Below are 18,563 nucleotides of genomic sequence, written 5' to 3' on the forward strand. Positions count from 1 at the left end.
GAGAACGCTGAACGGCGAGCGGGAGCGCGGAGGGCCGATGGAGCGGAGCCGGGCCGGAACGCGGGGGCCGTGCCCGCCCCGTTCCGGCCCGGCTCGCTCATGTCCGGGGCCGTGCCCGGCCGTTCTCGCGGACGTCGCCGCGGCCGTGCCCAAGCCGCCCCCGCCATCCGGTCGTCGTCGGCCGGGAGTGACGGGCCGGGGTGCGCCACGCGCGTGCCGCCGGGCGTGGGGATTGTCGGTGGGGGCGGTCACAATGGGCGGGTGAGTACGACCAGCCTGACCACCAGCCTTCCGGTGCCCGCGCACGCCGCCCGACTGCGCGAGGCGCTGCTCGCCGCCGACTTCACCGCCGACGGGCTGCTCGAGCTCCTCGGCGCTTCCGCCTACGCCGCCCTCGCCCGCAGCGAGACCGTGCCCGCGCTGAGGGCCACCCGCGGCGACTCCCCGCTGGAGACGCTCGTACGGCTCTTCCTGCTCCAGGGCTCCGTCCCCGGCGAGCGGGCCGCCGCCGCGCTGCCGCTGAAGGAGGCGCTGGCCGACGGCTGGATCGAGGAGGCGGGCGGCGGGATCCGGGCGACCGTCGACGTACGGCCGTACGGCGGGCCCGAGGGCGAGGACTGGTTCATCGTCTCCGACCTGGGCTGCGCGGTCGGCGGAGCCGGCGGCATCGGCAGGAAGGACGAAGGGGTCGTCCTCGGCGTCGGCGGCGCCTCCACGACGCTCGCGGGCATCACCGTCCGTACGCCGGTCGCCTCCGCGCTCGACCTTGGTACCGGCTCCGGGATCCAGGCCCTGCACGCCTCCCAGCACGCCACCCTGGTCACCGCGACCGACCTGAACCCGCGTGCCCTCGAGTTCACCCGGCTCACGCTCGCCCTCTCAGGGGCGCGCGAGGCCGAGCTGCTCCAGGGCTCCCTCTTCGAGCCCGTCGACGGCGACACGTACGACCTGATCGTCTCCAACCCGCCGTTCGTCATCTCTCCCGGCGCCCGGCTGACCTACCGCGACGGCGGGATGGGCGGCGACGACCTGTGCCGCACGCTCGTGCAGGAGGCCGGGGAGCGTCTCAACGACGGGGGATACGCCCAGTTCCTCGCCAACTGGCAGCACGTCGAGGGTGAGGAGTGGCAGGACCGGCTGCGCTCCTGGGTGCCGCGCGGCTGCGACGCGTGGATCGTGCAGCGCGAGGTCCAGGACATCACCCAGTACGCCGAGCTGTGGCTGCGGGACAGCGGTGACCATCGCGAGGACCCGCGGCGGTACACCGATCGGTACGAGGCGTGGCTGGACGAGTTCGAGGCCCGCGGGACCAAGGCCGTCGGCTTCGGCTGGATCACCCTGCGCAAGAACGCCGCCGTGGCCTCCGGCGCCGTGGAGCCGTCGATCGTTCTGGAGGAGTGGCCGCACCCGGTCGAGCAGCCGCTGGGCGACACCGTGCGGGCCCACTTCGAACGTCAGGACTATCTGCGGACCCGGGACGACGCCGCCCTGCTCGCCGAGCACTTCGTCCTCGCCCCCGAGGTGGTGCAGGAGCAGGTCGGGCTTCCGGGCGCGGAGGACCCGGAGCACGTGGTGCTGCGTCAGAACCGCGGCATGCGGCGCGCGACCAGGGTGGACCACGTGGGGGCCGGCTTCGCGGGCGTCTGCGACGGGTCGCTCAGCGCCGGCCGGATCCTGGACGCGATCGGGCAGTTGACCGGCGAGGACCCGGTGCTGCTGCGGGACCGCACTCCCCAAGCGATCCGGCTCCTCGTGGAGGAGGGCTTCCTGCTGCCCGTCGCCGAGGCCGGCGGCGCCTGATCCGGCGGCGCCGCCCTGAAGGGGCGTCAGCGGGTGGGCTCCGCGGCGGCCGGCGAGGGGCTCGCAGGCGCGGACCGGTTCCGTTTCCGGTTGGTCGCCCGACTCGTCGTGGCCGGCGGCGCGACCTCCCGCCGCGCCCTGCCCCCGCAAACGGCCCGGCCTCCGCTTCTCGCAACGCCGCTGGTCAGGGCGCCGACCCAGGTCTCCTGCCCGGCTTCCCCCGGCCGAAGGCCGGGCCTCGCCGACGACCCGTTCCACCCCGGCGGCGCCGCCGACCTCGCGGCTTCCGCCTCCCGCGCGTCCGCGGCGACGACCGGGCCGCCCCTGACCACCGCGCCGCCGTGCCCCCGCGCGTCCGCCAGGGGGCGGCGCTGCTCCCCTCCGAGCCCGCGGTGCCCGCCGTGGCGCTTCTCACGTCCTCCGGAGGACAGACGGACGGACGGACAGACGGACAGACGCACGGCCCGAGGCCGGACGCCACCGCCGGTCCGCCCACTCGGCGCGATGTGACGAACCCGTCCCAGGGACTCGCTCCGCGCCCGCTCCGACCGGCCGGACGGCCTTCCCGGTCAGCCGCTCGGCGCCCGCTCCGACCGTCCGCACGTTCCGGCCGGACGCCATCGCCGGTCCGCCCACTCGGCGCGATGTGACGAACCCGTCCCCGTCAGCCGCTCCGCGCCCGCTTCGATCGGCCGGGAGTCGTTCAGTACCGGCCATCTTCGTGAACCGGGGCGGCCGCGCCCGCGCCGTTCACCCGGAATTCGCGCCCTCGACGCCGGAAGGTGCCAGCCTCTGCGAAGGGATGACCGGGGCATGACGGACGAACGGGGTACGGGCATGGAGAGCGGGCCTGCGATCTTCGCCGGGACGGCGTTCGCGCTGTTCGGGGCCGCGCTGCTGCTGTGGACGGGGGCGCGGGTGCTCCAGAGCGAACCCGTGGCGCACGGAGTCGCGCCGGGCACGGCGGCCGTCCTCACCACCCTCTTCGGGGCCGTCTTCCTTCTTCTCGGGGTCTGGTGCTTCGGCCGCCTCTGAGCGCGCCCCGCCCCGCCCGGCCGGAGGTCCGGGCGGCAGGAATGCCAGGAGTCGGGTTACCGTTCGAGTGGCCGTTGCGGGCTTTCGCCGTTTGACACGGGGGCGGGTTGTACCGTCACACTCCGCAGCGACGACAGCGTCAGCGTCACCGTGACGTGCAGCTGCCGTGTGTGCCAGGGCCAGTGCCGTACATGCGTACGTGCCACCGAGCGTCGACCGGAGAGAAGAGCGAAGTTGTCCCCGACCAGCGAGACCGCACAGGGCGGCCGCCGACTCGTCATCGTCGAGTCGCCTGCCAAGGCGAAGACGATCAAGGGCTACCTCGGCCCCGGATACGTCGTCGAGGCGAGCGTCGGGCACATCCGCGACCTCCCCAGCGGCGCGGCCGAGGTGCCGGAGCAGTACACCGGCGAGGTGCGCCGCCTCGGAGTCGACGTCGAGCACGACTTCCAGCCGATCTACGTCGTCAACGCCGACAAGAAGGCCCAGGTCAGGAAGCTCAAGGAGCAGCTGGCCGGGGTCGACGAACTCTTCCTCGCCACCGATGAGGACCGCGAGGGCGAAGCCATCGCGTGGCACCTCCTCGAGGTCCTGAAGCCCAAGGTCCCGGTCCACCGGATGGTCTTCCACGAGATCACCAAGGACGCGATCCAGGCCGCCGTCGCCAACCCGCGCGAGCTGAACAAGCGCATGGTCGACGCGCAGGAGACCCGCCGCATCCTCGACCGGCTCTACGGCTACGAGGTCTCGCCGGTCCTGTGGAAGAAGGTCATGCGCGGCCTGTCCGCGGGCCGTGTGCAGTCCGTCGCGACCCGTCTCGTCGTCGAGCGGGAGCGCGAGCGCATCGCCTTCCGCTCCGCCGAGTACTGGGACCTGACCGGCACGTTCTCCACCGGCCGCGCCGGTGACGCCTCCGACCCGTCGTCGCTGGTCGCGCGCCTGGCGACGGTCGACGGGCGGCGGGTCGCCCAGGGCCGTGACTTCGGCGCGGACGGGCGGCTGAAGTCCGAGCAGGTGCTCCACCTCGACGAGCAGAGCGCCCGGGCGCTCGCCGCGGCGCTGGCCGAGACCTCGTTCAGCGTGCGTTCGGTCGAGTCGAAGCCGTACCGCCGCTCCCCGTACGCCCCGTTCCGGACCACCACCCTCCAGCAGGAGGCGAGCCGCAAGCTGGGCTTCGGGGCCAAGGCGACCATGCAGGTCGCCCAGAAGCTGTACGAGAACGGCTTCATCACGTACATGCGTACGGACTCCACGATCCTCTCGGACACGGCCGTCGCCGCTGCCCGGGCGCAGGTCACGCAGCTGTACGGCGCCGACTACCTGCCGGAGAAGCCGCGGGTCTACGCGGGCAAGGTCAAGAACGCGCAGGAGGCGCACGAGGCGATTCGTCCTTCGGGTGATCGTTTCCGCACTCCGGCGGAGACCGGCCTCACCGGCGACCAGTTCCGGCTCTACGAGCTGATCTGGAAGCGGACCGTCGCGTCCCAGATGAAGGACGCGACCGGTAACTCGGTCACCGTGAAGATCGGCGGCCGGGCCGCCGACGGCCGCGACGCGGAATTCAGCGCCTCGGGCAAGACGATCACCTTCCACGGCTTCATGAAGGCGTACGTCGAGGGGGCCGACGACCCCAACGCGGAGCTGGACGACCGTGAGCGCCGGCTGCCGCAGGTCGCCGAGGGCGACGCGCTGTCCGCCGAGGAGATCACCGCGGACGGCCACGCGACCAAGCCGCCGGCCCGCTACACCGAGGCCTCGCTGGTCAAGGAGCTCGAGGAGCGCGAGATCGGCCGCCCGTCGACGTACGCGTCGATCATCGGCACGATCCTGGACCGCGGCTACGTCTTCAAGAAGGGCACGGCCCTCGTGCCGTCCTTCCTGAGCTTCGCCGTCGTCAACCTGCTGGAGAAGCACTTCGGCAGGCTCGTCGACTACGACTTCACGGCCCGGATGGAGGACGACCTCGACCGCATCGCGCGGGGCGAGGCCCAGGCCGTGCCGTGGCTGAAGCGCTTCTACTTCGGCGAGGGCAGCCAGGACGCGGCGTCCGGCGGCGCGGCCGACGCCGGCAACGGCGACGGCGACCACCTCGGCGGTCTGAAGGAGCTGGTGACCGACCTGGGCGCGATCGACGCCCGGGAGATCTCCTCCTTCCCGGTCGGCGACGGCGTCATGCTGCGCGTCGGCCGCTACGGCCCGTACGTCGAGCGGGGCGAGAAGGACTCCGAGGGGCACCAGCGGGCGGACGTCCCCGAGGACCTGGCTCCGGACGAGCTGACCGTCGCCTACGCGGAGGAGCTTTTCGCCAAGCCGAGCGGCGACTTCGAACTCGGCGTCGACCCGGTCAGCGGGAACCGGATCGTGGCGAAGGACGGCCGGTACGGCCCGTACGTCACCGAGATCCTGCCCGAGGACACCCCGAAGACCGGCAAGAACGCGGTGAAGCCGCGGACCGCCTCGCTCTTCAAGTCCATGGCCCTCGACACGGTGACCCTCGAGGACGCGCTCAAGCTGATGTCCCTGCCGCGCGTGGTGGGCACGGACGCCGAAGGCGTCGAGATCACGGCGCAGAACGGCCGCTACGGCCCGTACCTGAAGAAGGGCACGGACTCGCGGTCGCTGACGGACGAGGAACAGCTCTTCACGATCACGCTGGAGGAGGCGCTCGCGATCTACGCGCAGCCCAAGCAGCGTGGCCGGGCGGCGGCCAAGCCGCCGCTCAAGGAGCTGGGCGTCGACCCGGTGAGCGAGAAGCCGGTCGTCGTGAAGGACGGGCGCTTCGGCCCGTACGTCACCGACGGCGAGACGAACGCGACCCTGCGGACCGACGACAGCGTCGAGACGATCACGCCGGAGCGCGGCTTCGAGCTCCTCGCGGAGAAGCGGGCCAAGGGCCCGGCGAAGAAGGCCGCCAAGAAGGCGCCGGCCAAGAAGACGGCGGCGAAGAAGGCGACGCCCGCGAAGAAGGCGGCCACGGCGAAGAAGACCGCGGCCAAGAAGACGACGACGGCGGCGAAGAAGACGACGACCGCGTCGGCCGCGGCGAAGAAGACCGCGACGAAGAAGACGACGACGGCGGCGAAGCCGGAGTAGCGCCCGCGGGCGCGAACCGATCGAGCGCCACGAAGGGGCGGGGGCGGAAGCCTCCGCCCCTTCGGCGTTCCCGGGCCGGGGCCCGGCCGATGCGATGCACGGGTGCTCGCCGGTGCTCGCGGGTCGGGTTCGGGGTCGGGCCGGTGCGTTTCCCGCCCGCTCCGGGGCCGGGGGCCGACCGGTCCGCTTCCGTCCGTTCCCGGGCGGGGCCCGGCCGGTCCGTCCCCCTCACTGTGCGACCGTCCCCTCCTCTCTCCCCCGACGTTTGTTCGGGTGGAGGCCACGGGGAGTGAAGGCGTCCGGATAGGGTGGACGGATGACGCGAGCAGAGCAGCCAGACTCCGACGTCGCCCTTGTCGCGGACTCCCGCGAGCGTGCCGTACGCGCCCTTCTTCGCCATCAGCCCTTGCGACGCTTGTGGAGCGCGCAGTTGGCCGGGAGTACGGGCGACGCCCTCGCCCTCTTGGTCCTGGTGCTGTTGGGGTACCAGGCCGCCGTATCCGAGGGCGCCCTCGGCGGCGGGTACCGGGGGGCCGCGTTCGCCGTCGCCGCCGTCGTCGGCGCGAGACTGCTGGCCGCCGTGCTGTTCGGGGCCGTACTCCTGGGTCCGCTCACCGCGCTGACCGGGCCCGCGGGCCCGCTCGACCGCCGCTGGACCATGATCGGCGCCGACGGCCTGCGGGTCGCGCTGCTCGTGGTGGCGCCGCTGTGGATCGTCTGGACACCGGACAAGGCCCTGTGGTTCGTGCTCGGGACCGTCTTCGTCGCCGGCGCGGCCGAGCGGCTGTGGACCATCGCCCGGGAGGGCGCGGCCCCCGCGCTGCTGCCCGCGCCGCCGCCGGAGGGCGCCGCCGTCCGGCCGCTGCCGGACCACATGGACGCGCTGCGCCGGCTCTCGCTGCGGACGGGGTTCCTCGCGGTCCCGGCGGCGGCCGCCGTGCTGCTCGTCGCGACGCTGATCGGGAACCTGCTGGCCACCGGCATCGACTGGTTCTCGCTGCACCAGGCCGCACTCGGCGCGTACGTCGCCGCCGGCCTGTTCGCCGCCTCCGTCTCCGTGCTGTACGTCATGGAACTGCCCGGCGGACACACCCCGCGGCCGCGTTCGCCCCTGGAGGGCCTGCGCCGGCCCGCCGCGGAGAAGGGACGCACGGGCGCCGTCCCGCTGTTCGTCCTCGCCTGCGCCACCGTCGCCGGAGCCGTCACGGCCGCCGCGGCCGTCGCCGTCCTGCACGCACATGACCTCACCGGCGGGCCCGTCACCTTCGCGCTCCTCATCCTCGCGCTGAGCGGCGCCACCGCCGTCGGCATCCGCACCGGCGGCTCCGTCGTCCCCGCGCTGTCCCGGCGCCGACTCCTCGCCCTCGCGATCACCGTCACCGGCATCGCGCTGCTCGCGGCGGGCCTCGTGCCGGACACCGCGACGGTGCTGCTCCTCGCCGTCCTCGTCGGATACGCGGGGGGCGTCGCCGCCCACACCGGCCACACCCTCCTCGACCAGGAGACGGAGGAGGCCCGCCGCCCCCGGATGACCGAGCACCTCCAGGCGGTCGTCCGGGTCGCCATGGCGGTCGGCGCGCTCGGAGCGCCGCTGCTCGCCGCCGCGATCGGCCCGCACCGGCTCGCCTCCGGCGACTTCGTCTTCGCGCACGGCGGCGCCGCCTTCACCCTGATGCTGGCCGGCGCGCTGCTGCTGCCGGTCGCCGCCCTGGTCCTCGCCAAGACCGACGACCGGGCCGGCGTACCGCTGCGGCGCGATCTGCGCGACGCGCTGCGTGGCGCCGACCCCGTGCAGGCGCCCGCCTCGACCGGCTTCTTCATCGCCCTGGAGGGCGGCGACGGAGCCGGCAAGTCCACGCAGGCGAAGGCGCTCGCCGAGTGGATCCGGGCCAAGGGCCACGAGGTCGTCGTCACCCGCGAGCCTGGGGCCACCCCGATCGGCAAGCGGCTCCGCTCGATCCTGCTCGACGTCTCCTCGGCCGGGCTCTCGAACCGCGCCGAGGCGCTGCTGTACGCCGCCGACCGCGCCGAGCACGTCGACTCGCTGGTCAAGCCCGCCCTGGAGCGGGGCGCGGTGGTGATCTCCGACCGCTACATCGATTCGTCCGTGGCCTACCAGGGCGCCGGGCGTGACCTGTCGCCGACCGAGATCGCCCGCATCAACCGCTGGGCGACCGGCGGCCTCGTCCCGCACCTGACGGTGCTGCTCGACGTCGCGCCGGAGACGGCGCGGGAGCGGTTCACCGAGGCGCCGGACCGGCTGGAGTCGGAGCCGCCGGAGTTCCACGCGCGCGTGCGGGCCGGTTTCCTCGCGCTGGCCGCGGGCGACCCGGGCCGTTACCTGGTCGTCGACGCCGGCCAGGAGCCGGAGGCCGTCACCACCGTCGTACGCCACCGGCTCGACCGCATGCTTCCGCTCTCCGAGGCCGAGGTGAAGGCCCAGGAGGAGGCCCGCCGGAAGGCCGAGGAGGACGCCAGGCGCCGGGCCGAGGAAGAGGCCGCGCGCAAGGCGGAGGAGGAGCGACTGGAGCGCGAGCGCCAGGAGCAGCTCGCCCGGCTCCGTGCCGAGGAGGAGGAGCGCAAGCGCCGCGAGGAGGAAGAGGCGCGGCAGCGCGAGGCCGAACGGCAGGCGGCGGAGGCGCGTCGGCGTGCCGAGGAGGCCAGGCTGGCCGCCGAGGAGGAGCGCAAGCGCCGCGAGGCCGAGGAGAAGGCCCGCCGCGAGGAGGACGAGCGCCGTCGCAAGCAGGCCGAGGAAGAGGCCCGGCTGCGTGAGGAGGCCGAGGAGCGCCGCCGCGAGAAGCAGCGCAAGGCCGAGGAGGCGCTGGTCAGGGCCGAGGAGGCACGGCGTCTGGCGGAGGCCGCCGCGGCGAAGGCCGCGGAGGAGGCGGCGCGGAAGGCCGCCGCGGAGGCGGCGGAGAAGGCGGCCCGGGAGGCCGCGGAGCAGGCCGCCGCTCGGAAGGCGGCCCAGGAAGCGGCGGCGGAGAAGGCCGCTCAGGAGGCCGCCGCTCGCGAGGCCGCCGAGGCCGCCGCGGCGGAGCAGGTCGCCGCGCGCGAGAAGGCGGCACGGGACGCGGAGGCCGCGAGGGCGGCCCGCGAGGCCGCCCGGCAGGCCGCCGAGGTCGCCGAGGTGTCGCCGAACGAGGTCACGGTCGCGACGCCGGTCGTGCGGCCCGAGGAGCCGGGGTCCGACGACGTCACGCAGACCGTGCCGAAGGTGTCGCCGAACGAGATCACCGTCCCCACGCCGATCGTGCGGCCGGAGCCCGAGGACGTTCGGCCCGAGGAGGAGACGACGGTCCTGCGGCCGGTGCGGGACGCCGGCCGGACCGCCGTACCGCCGCCGGTGCGGGACGCCGACGAGACCGCTGTGCTGCCGCCGGTGCGCAGGGACGCCGACGAGACCGCCGTGCTGCCGCCCGTACGGGACGCGGGTCCGGCCGACCGGGTGCCGCCGGGCTTCTTCCGGGACGAGCGGCCCGCGGCCGACTCGCAGGGCGCGAACGACCGGACGCGTGAACTTCCGCAGCTCGACGAAGAGGGCCGGCCGCGCCGCCGCTCGGACTGGGCGGAGGAGACGCCGCTCGACGACCTGCCGACCCTGGCGGACGAGCTGCTCGGCCCGCACGACGACGAGGACGACGGCCGGCGCCGCCGCCGCTAGGTCGTGCCTGTCAAGGGAACGGGTTCCCCAGGGGGGCTCACGAGGGGGCCGAGCCCTCTCGTGAGCCCCCCGTCCGCTTCCCGCCCGTCAGGGGTCAGGCGTACGGGAACCGGTGTCAGTCGGGTGCTCCACAATGGAGGGCGTACCTGAGGAGGGCACATGGCCGTATGGGACGACCTGGTCGGACAGGCGAAGGTCGAGGAGCAGCTCGCCGCCGCCGCGCGCGACGCCGACGCGCTCGTGACCTCCCATGCCGCCGGTGAACCGGACCCCGAGGCCTCCAAGATGACCCACGCGTGGCTGTTCACCGGCCCCCCGGGCTCCGGGCGGGCGACCGCGGCGCGTGCGTTCGCCGCGGCGTTGCAGTGCGTCAGCCCCGACCGGGCCCTGGGCGGAGCCCCGGGGTGCGGATTCTGCGACGGCTGCCACACCGCCCTCGTCGGGACGCACGCGGACGTCGAAGTGATCCGTACGGACCTCCTCTCCATCGGTGTGAAGGAGACCCGCGAGCTCGTCCGCCGCGCCCAGCTGTCCCCCGCGGGCGGCCGCTGGCAGGTGATCGTCCTGGAGGACGCCGACCGCCTCACCGAGGGCGCGGGCAACGTCATCCTGAAGGCGGTCGAGGAGCCCGCGCCGCGCACGGTCTGGCTGCTCTGCGCGCCCTCGCTGGAGGACGTGCTGCCCACCATCCGCTCCCGCTGCCGGCACCTGACCCTGCGCACGCCCCCGGTGGCCGCGGTCGCCGACGTCCTCGTCCGCCGCGACGGCGTCGAGCCGGCCGCCGCCCTGGCCGCCGCCCGGGCCACCCAGGGCCACATCGACCGCGCCCGCCGCCTCGCGACCGACGAGCGGGCCCGGTCCCGCCGCGCCGTCGTCCTCAAGCTGCCGCTGCGCGTCGGGGACGTCGGGGGCTGCCTCAAGGCCGCCCAGGAGCTGATCGACGCGGCCGGCGAGGACGCCAAGGAGGTCGCCGAGGAGATCGACGTCAAGGAGACCGAGGAGCTGAGGGCCGCCCTCGGCGGCGGGCAGGGCTCGCGGATGCCGCGCGGCACCGCCGGCGCGATGAAGGAGCTGGAGGAGCGCCAGAAGCGGCGCAAGACGCGTACCCAGCGCGACAGTCTGGACCTCGCCCTCACCGACCTGACCGCCTTCTACCGCGACGTGCTGACGCTGCAGCTGCGGGCGAGGACGCAGCTGGCCAACGAGGACGTACGCGACGCGGTGGAGCGGATCGCGCGGGACACCACCCCCGAGCGGACCCTGCGCCGGATCGAGGCGGTGCTGGCCTGCCGCGACGCCCTGGAGCGCAACGTGGCACCGCTGCTCGCGGTGGAGGCGATGACCATGGCGCTGCGCGACTGACACGGCCATGACGGCGGCCGGCACCGGGACGACGACCGGAGAATCCCGGCCACGACGCGGCCGGCACGTCGCGACGGCCCGGAGAATCCCGGCCATGACGGCGGCCGGCACCGGGATGACGGCCCTGAGGTGCCCACCGTCGTCACACCGAAGACGCCGGACGACAGTCCCGGAACGTCCCACAGGCGCCCCGTGGTTGTCCACAGGATGAAGTCCGACTGGACACGCTCCGTACGCATGCGGATACGCTCCGGTCATGGACTCCAGGCGTTTCCTCCGTACGTCCGCCACGGCCCTCGCGGCCGCCGGCCTGATCCTCTCCGGCTGCACGGGCGGGAGCGACGCCGCCGCGCCCGGGGCGGCGCCGGCCCCCCGGGCGTCGGTCGCCGGTCTGGAGGGGTTCTACGCCCAGAAGCCGGTCTGGCGCGACTGCGGGGTGCCGAAGTTCGAGTGCGCCACGCTGCGGGCCCCCCTCGACTACGCCCGTCCGGACGCCGGTGAGATCGAGCTCGCCGTCTCCCGGGTCAGGGCCACGGGCCCGGGCAAGCGCCTCGGTTCGCTCCTGGTCAACCCGGGCGGGCCGGGCGGCTCCGCCGTCGGCTATCTCCAGGGGTACGCGGGCATCGGCTACCCCGCCCCCGTCCGCGCCCGCTACGACATCGTCGCCGTCGACCCGCGCGGGGTGGCCCGCAGCGAACCCGTCGAGTGTCTGACGGGCCCGCAGATGGACGCGTACACCCAGGTCGACCAGACCCCGGACGACGCGCGCGAGACGGCCGCGCTCGCGACCTCGTTCAAGACGTTCGCGGCGGGCTGCGAGAAGCGCTCGGGGAAGATCCTGCCGCACGTCTCCACGGTGGAGACGGCCCGCGACATGGACATCGTGCGGGCCGCCGTCGGCGACCGGAAACTGACCTATGTCGGGGCCTCCTACGGCACGTTCCTCGGCGCCACCTACGCCGAGCTGTTCCCGGAGCGGGCGGGGCGCCTCGTCCTGGACGGGGCGATGGACCCCTCCCTGCCGGCCGTGGAGCTCAACCGCGACCAGACGGCGGGCTTCGAGACCGCGTTCCGGTCCTTCGCCGCGGACTGCGTCGCGAAGCCCGACTGCCCGCTCGGCACGACGTCCGTCGCCGCCGCCACCGACAACCTCAAGGCGTTCTTCCGTGCGGTCGACGCCCAGCCGGTGCCGACCGGTGAGAGCCGCAGGCTCGGGGAGTCGCTGGCCACGACCGGCGTGATCGCCGCGATGTACGACGAGGGGGCCTGGCCGCAGCTGCGGGAGGCGCTGACCCGGGCCATCGGCGGCGAGGGCTCGGCCCTGCTCGCCCTGGCCGACAGCTACTACGAGCGCGAGCCGGACGGCTCCTACGCCAACCTGATGTTCGCCAACGCCGCCGTGAACTGCCTCGACCTCCCGGCCTCCTTCTCCGGACCCGCCGAAGCCGAGGGGGCGGTGCCGTCCTTCGAGAAGGCCTCCCCGGTCTTCGGCGCGGGCCTCGCCTGGGCCGCCCTGAACTGCACCTACTGGCCGACTCCCGCCACCGGCCGCCCCCACCGCATCACCGCCGCCGGCGCCCCGCCGATCGTCGTCGTCGGCACCACCCGCGACCCGGCCACTCCGTACAAGTGGGCCCGCTCCCTGGCCGATCAGCTCACCTCGGGCACGCTGCTGACCTACGAGGGCGACGGCCACACGGCGTACGGCCGCGGCAGCGACTGCATCGACACCGCGATCAACACCTACCTCCTGGAGGGCGCCGTCCCGGAGGAGGGAAAGCGCTGCTCATAGGGGTGGTCGGAGCACCCCCGGAAACTGTGTAGACTTGGCGAGGCCGCTGCGCCCACCATGGGAACGCACGGCATGCCGCCTTAGCTCAGTTGGCCAGAGCAACGCACTCGTAATGCGTAGGTCTCGGGTTCGAATCCCGAAGGCGGCTCGGATCAGCCCCAGGACTCACTCGCCGTGACCTGGGGCTTTTTCATGCCCGGGACGTGCCGGGCATGAGCGACGGGATCTCGCCGGCCTGCGTGAGCGAAGGGGCCCGTAAGGCGCCCGGGGCGGGCCCGGCCGCCGTCGCCGGCGCTCACGTCGCGTAGTCCTCCACGTAAGTGGCGATCAGGCCGAGCAGGGCGTCGGCCCGGTTCCGGTCCTCGTCGTGGGCGCGCAGGGTCGCGTCGGCGGCGCGGAGGCGGGCCAGGGCGGCCGGTTCGCCGTCGACCACGTCGTCGACCAGCGGCGAGGTGACCAAGTCCAGGCATTCGGTGAGCAGACGACGCGTGGCCGGGGACGGGGGGCTCGCGTCGGGGACGGTGTACGCGGCGGTGAGGTACCGCGCCGGGTCGGTGAGGCTCCAGCCGACCACGGCGCCGTCCTTGACGAGCAGTGCCACGTCGGGGGCGATGCCGACGCGGGCGTCCAGGGGGCCGTCGAGGACGTCGAGGTCGCGCAGGCAGGCCAGCTCGGCATCGCCGGGGGCCCGGCACAGCACCGTGCACATCTCCTGGCGGAAGTCCCGGACCTCGTCCGCGCGGAGCCCGCCCGGGCGAACCGCGGGCAGGACGGGGATGCGGGGGACGGCCTCGGCGTCCGCGGACACGTACGGCATCCGGAACTCGGTCCCGGCCAGTTCCCGGGTGTCCGGGTCGAACCGGAGGGCGTCGAGGGTGTCCCACAGCAGGTCCTGGCTGCCGAAGGTGCCCGAGAGGAACCGCTCACGCTCCTCCCCGTCCGCGTAGCGGGCCACGTCCACGGAGTCGCCCGTGAAGCGGGGGGTGATGCGCAGCGGGTCGTCCGTCACCGTTGCGCGCCAGTCTCCGTCGAACGACAGTTTCATGGCCACTCTTGCCTCATCTGATCTGCCGCGCCGGGGCCAGGAAGCCGCCGTCGGTCGGGATTCTGCCCTGCACGATGTCCTCGTGGGTGACCGGCTTGCCGGGGTCCGTCGGTTTGCCGCCGAGCGCCGCCGCGCCGGAGTCGCCCTTGATGCCCGAGTCTCCGTACGCCGTGATGGCCTGGCCCTGCTTGGACCCGGGGCCGTAGGCCACGACGATGTCGTTGTCCTTGCGGAAGACGAAGTTACCGGCCTGGCCCGAGGACTGGTACACGGCATCGGGGTTCTTAAGGATCTCCAGGACCCGCTCGTCGGTGAAGCCGTGCCGCGTGTCCCCGTGGTACTTCGGGTGCTTGTTGATCTCACCGTTCTCCGCCCTCTCCGCGATCCCGTCCAGGATCTTGTCGATCCGCTGCTGGGCCTTCTCCTCCTTCGTGTACTTGGGCATGAGGCCGTGCGGGTCGTACCCGCTGAGCGGGTTGTCCACGTAGGCCACGGGGTTCGGAGCGGGAGCCAGACCGAGGGGGTCCGGGGAGGTGTAGCGGCCGGTCTCCGGGTCGTAGTGGCGGAAGTGGTTGTAGTGGAGGCCGGTCTCGGGGTCGTAGTACTGGCCGGGGAAGCGCAGAGGCGTGTAGGCGCCGCTCTCCCGGGTCCAGGCCGTGGTGCCCCAGAGCGTGCTCCGGGTGCGCCAGGCGATGTCGCCCGCCTCGTCGACGAGTTCGGTCGGCGTGCCGATGAGGTCGGTGGCGATGGCGAAGAACCGCCGGTCGATCTCCTTCTGGCGGTCGTCGGCGGTGAGGATGCGCTCGGTCTGGGTCAGGGGGACGTCGTGACGGTGGTCCCAGGTGAGGGCGACGGTGTTCGGCTGGTCCGGCCGGTGGGTGGTCTGCTCGCACAGGGTGAGGCCGTCCCAGGTGAAGCGGACCTCCTCCACGACGCTCTCGCCGCCGGCCGCGAGGCGCTGTTTGGCGGTGCGGCGGCCCAGCGGGTCGTAGCGGTACGTCCACCGCGTCCCGTCGGGGGTGGTCACCGAGGTGAGGCGGTTCTCCGTGTCCCATGTGTAGCGCCAGGCGTCGGGCTTGCGGGAGAGACGGGTCTTCTGCCGCAGGGTGACACGGCCGAGGGCGTCGTGCTCGAAACGGATGCCCCCGGCGCGGGTGAGCGTGGTGCCGGAGTAGGCGCGCGGTCCGGTGGCCTCGTGGCCGGGGTGGTGGGACGGCCATGACGCCGAGCTCTGGTTGCCCGCGGCGTCGTAGGCGTACCGCTCCGTCCAGCCGCGCGCGTGGACGGCGGTGACGCGGCCCACGCTGTCGAGGTCGAAGGTGCGGGTGCCCGACAACCGGTCCGCGACGGACGTCAGCTGACCGTCGGCGCGATAGGAGTAGGCGCGGCTGTTGACGGCGCGCGCCCCGGCGGTGATGTGCTGGGCGGAGAGCCGTCCGGCCTCGTCCCAGACGGAGGTCATGGTGATCGTGTCGCCGATGGCCCGGGTCAGTTCGCGTCCGGCGGCGTCGTGCGTGAAGTCGACGCGGTGGTCGCCGGTGGTGAGGCGACGGGCCCGTCCGTCGGCGCCGTAGGCGTAGGAGGTGACGTGACCTGTGGGGGTCGTCCGGCGGGTACGACGGCCCAGGACGTCGTAGGCGTAGGCGAGGGGGCGGCCGTCGACCAGTTCGGTCTTGACCTGGCCCCGGCGGTCGTACTGGTAGCGCAGCTCGCCGTCCGGCCCGCACGCCTCCAGCAAACGCCCGGCCCGGTCGTAGGCGTAGGTCGTCACGCGGCCGTCGACGTCCTTGCGGACGACCTGGCCGAGCGGGTCGCGCGTGAACGAGACGGTCCCGCCGAGCGCGTCCGTGCGCGCGGCGAGCCGGCCCGCGGGGTCCGTCCGGTAGGTGAGGGTGCGGCCGTCGAAGTCGGTCTCGGCGACGATGTGGCCGGCCGCGTCGTAGTCGTAGGTCCAGGACAGGCCGTGCGGGTCGACGACGCGGGTGAGGCGCAGCTCGTTGTCGTGCTCGAACTCGTAGCGGGCGCCGTCGGGCCGGGTACGGGCGGTCAGCAGGTCGAAGTGCGTGTACTCGAGGCGGGAGACGCCACCGGACGCGTCGGTGTGGGTGAGGAGGTTGCCTTCGCCGTCGTAGGTCCACGACTCGGTGGCGCCGTTCGGGTCCGTGCGCCGGGCGAGTTGCCCGTCGGCGTGCCACTCCATGAGGGTGACGCCGCCCGTCGGGTCGGTGACGCGGACCGGCCTGCCGAGGAGGTCCCGCTCGGTGCGGGTGACGGCGCCGCCCGGGTCGGTCACCTCCACGGGCAGTCCCGCGGCGTCGCACACCAGCCGTGTCGTCGCCCCGAGGGCGTCGGTGACGGAGGTGAGGCGGCCGCGGTCGTAGGTGTAGTGGGTGGTGGCCCCGGCCTCGTCGGTGACCGCCGTACGGTTCCCGAAGGCGTCGTACGCGTGGACCCTGCGCGAACCGTCCGCCGCGACGACCTCGACGGGGAGGCCGAAGGGACCGCGCAGGGTGCGCAGTTCGCTTCCGTCGGGGCGGGTGGCGGCCACCACCCGGCCGTCCTCGTCGTACGAGAAGGCGGTGGTGCCGCCCAGCGGGTCGGTACGGGTCAGGAGGTTGCCGCGGGCGTCGTAGGTGAAGCGGGTGGTGTGGCCGAGCGGGTCGGTGAGGGCCAGGAGGCGGCAGCCGGGACCGAAGAGGTGGCGCGTCGCGTGCCCGTCGGCGGTGGTCAGCGTGGTGGTGTGGTGACCCGTCAGCGGGTCGGGCTCGGTGTAGGTCAGGGTGAGCTGGACGTGGCCGGCCTCGCCGCCTTCGGCGACGACGCGGTCGCGTTCGTCGTAGACGTAGTCGTAGCGGCTGTCGTTCGAGTCGATCCAGGCGACGACGCGGCGGCGGTCGTCGTAGACGTAGGTGGTGGTGGCGCCGGACGGCTTGGTGACGGTGGTGAGATCGCCGTTCTCGTAGCCGTAGGACATCAGGGGCACGCCGGCGCCGCTCTCGCCCGTGCGGGCGAGGGTGAGGCCGGTGACCAGTCCGCCGGCGGACGACAGCGTCACCTGGTGGCCCGCCGAGTGGACCAGGGCCAATGGCAGGCCGTCCTCGCCGCGGTCGATGTGGATCGTGTGGCCGTTGCGTTCGGTCACCTCCGACAGCCAGGCGACACCGTCGTCCCCCGGTTCGCCCCCGGACGGCGCCCTGAAGTGGAAGGTCACGCCGCTGTCCGGGACGGTCACGGTGTAGTCGCCGTCGGCATCGCGGGACAGCAGGGTGCGGAACCTGCCGGCCGTGGGCGCGGTGGGGACGCCGGGGGCCGGGTGGGGGTACGCGACCAGGAGCCCGTCGGCGGTGACGTGGAGGACGCCGACGGCGTCGATCTCCAGCCGCTCGTCGACGGTGGAGGTCCAGGCGGGGCCCAGGAAACGGCCGACCGCGCAACCGGACTCGGTGCGGCGGGTGAAGACCAGCGGCAGGACACCGGGCAGGTCCACGTCGGTCTGCGGCAGGTACATCCGGCCCGTGGCGAGGTCCACGGGGTCGCCGCCGGCGGTGCGCTCGCCGTCCGGGGTGTCGTGCGTGCCGTCCGGGGCGTCGTCGAGCAGCCTGCGCGCCTTCGCGGCGTCGGCCATGTCGGCGGCGACGCGCACGCCCTTCACCGCGGCGCCGCCACCACCGGTGGCCACGGTCAGCGCGGCGTCGGGCAGCAGACGGCCGAAGCCCTCGTAGGGGTCCTTCATGAAGTCGTCGATCATCTGCTTGCCGGTGCCCACCGGGTCGTTGGCGGCGACCACGAGCCCGGCGGCCAGGCTGTTGAGGGACATCGCGTACTCGGCGGGGTGCGTGATGTTGTACGGGTCCGTCGGGTTGACGCTGCGGACGAAGTTGAGCAGCCCCGCCGTGCCCTTGATGACGCCGCCGCCGACGTGGTCCCCCATGATCTGGAGTTCCTGCAGCCCGTCGCCCAGCTGGTCGGCGTACGAGGGCTTCTCGGGCGCCTTGTCGCGGGCGGCGCGGACCGCCGTCCGGGCGGTCTCCGCGGCCGTGTTCCGCTGCCTGCGGGCCTCGGCGAGGAGGTCCTGCGCCTCCTGCATCAGCTTCTTGCCGGGGTCGTCGAACGTCGGGGCGGGACAGGGCGGCAGTGAGGACGGGTCGCGCTTGTCGGCGGGCTGGGCGTTGTACCGCTCGACGGCGCTCCGGTAACCGTCGATCTTCCTGCGGTGGGCGTCCGCGGCGTTCTCGGACGCCTTGACGCCCTCCTTCCACTTGTCGATCGCCGTCTGGGCCTGACCCTGCGCCCAGGTGACGGTGTCGGCGAACGCCTCCAGCGCGGCCGCCGCCTTCTCGCAGGCGTCGGCGCCGGTGTACCACTTGGGCGGCTGGGTGCTCACGGCGGTCCGCAACGCCTGGGCGGTCGCGCCCTCGAGCCGGGAGGCGTCGAGGCCCTTGAGGCCGTCGCCCGCGCTGTCGAAGGCGGTCTGGAAGGCGCGGAGCTTCGATGCGGTGGAGTGGAGGGTGCTCGCGCTGCCGTAGATCAGCTTGGTCTTGTCCTCGGTCTGCCCGAGGTCCATCTCGTCGACCTCGGCGCCCATCCGGTTGGCGACCGACCGGGACTGCTCGCGCACCCAGTCCGCGCCGGACTCCCAGCCGACGTCGTCCAGCCGGTCGGCGGTCCAGTTCCCGGCGTCCTCGACCCGGTTGCCCACCCACTCGGCGCCGTCCTCGACCACGTCCTCGACCGCGTCGGGCGTGATGTCGCTGATGAAGTCGCCGATGCCCATG

General features: G+C 73.7%; 8 protein-coding genes and 1 tRNA gene. 7 read left to right on the top strand and 2 right to left on the bottom strand.

Annotated features, from left to right (window positions below):
• Nucleotides 1–261: 261 nt before the first annotated feature.
• From ACZ68P_RS09970 to ACZ68P_RS10000, 7 genes are all read left to right on the top strand, one after another.
• On the top strand, nt 262–1,800 hold the full coding sequence (locus tag ACZ68P_RS09970; protein WP_471004672.1) for a DUF7059 domain-containing protein: 1,539 nt from the start codon (nt 262–264) through the stop codon (nt 1,798–1,800).
• An 837-nt stretch (nt 1,801–2,637) separates the two neighbouring features.
• Complete coding sequence (locus tag ACZ68P_RS09975; RefSeq protein ID WP_471004933.1) at nt 2,638–2,835, top strand: hypothetical protein; 198 nt, start codon at nt 2,638–2,640, stop codon at nt 2,833–2,835.
• A 234-nt stretch (nt 2,836–3,069) separates the two neighbouring features.
• Nucleotides 3,070–5,928, top strand: a complete 2,859-nt coding sequence (gene topA, locus ACZ68P_RS09980; protein ID WP_471004674.1) for a type I DNA topoisomerase — start codon at nt 3,070–3,072, stop codon at nt 5,926–5,928.
• Nucleotides 5,929–6,244: 316 nt separating this feature from the next.
• Nucleotides 6,245–9,589 carry a dTMP kinase gene (tmk, locus tag ACZ68P_RS09985; protein ID WP_471004676.1) on the top strand — a complete coding sequence of 1,115 codons (3,345 nt, stop codon included), beginning with the start codon at nt 6,245–6,247 and terminating at the stop codon, nt 9,587–9,589.
• Nucleotides 9,590–9,748: 159 nt separating this feature from the next.
• Nucleotides 9,749–10,951, top strand: a complete 1,203-nt coding sequence (locus ACZ68P_RS09990) for a DNA polymerase III subunit delta' (protein WP_471004678.1) — start codon at nt 9,749–9,751, stop codon at nt 10,949–10,951.
• 256 nt (nt 10,952–11,207) lie between these two features.
• Nucleotides 11,208–12,743: an alpha/beta hydrolase gene (locus ACZ68P_RS09995; RefSeq protein WP_471004680.1), complete on the top strand. Its 1,536-nt coding sequence runs from the start codon at nt 11,208–11,210 to the stop codon at nt 12,741–12,743.
• A gap of 74 nt (nt 12,744–12,817) precedes the next feature.
• Nucleotides 12,818–12,891 (top strand) — tRNA-Thr (locus ACZ68P_RS10000).
• 147 nt (nt 12,892–13,038) lie between these two features.
• Here ACZ68P_RS10000 and ACZ68P_RS10005 read toward each other — a convergent pair.
• Nucleotides 13,039–13,788, bottom strand: coding sequence for a hypothetical protein (locus tag ACZ68P_RS10005; protein WP_471004682.1), 750 nt, complete (start codon nt 13,786–13,788; stop codon nt 13,039–13,041).
• Nucleotides 13,789–13,801: 13 nt separating this feature from the next.
• Nucleotides 13,802–18,562 carry a putative T7SS-secreted protein gene (locus ACZ68P_RS10010; protein WP_471004684.1) on the bottom strand — a complete coding sequence of 1,587 codons (4,761 nt, stop codon included), beginning with the start codon at nt 18,560–18,562 and terminating at the stop codon, nt 13,802–13,804.
• Between the last annotated feature and the right edge of the window lies 1 nt (nt 18,563).

It is taken from the genome of Streptomyces sp. NPDC036822 (assembly GCF_055609145.1).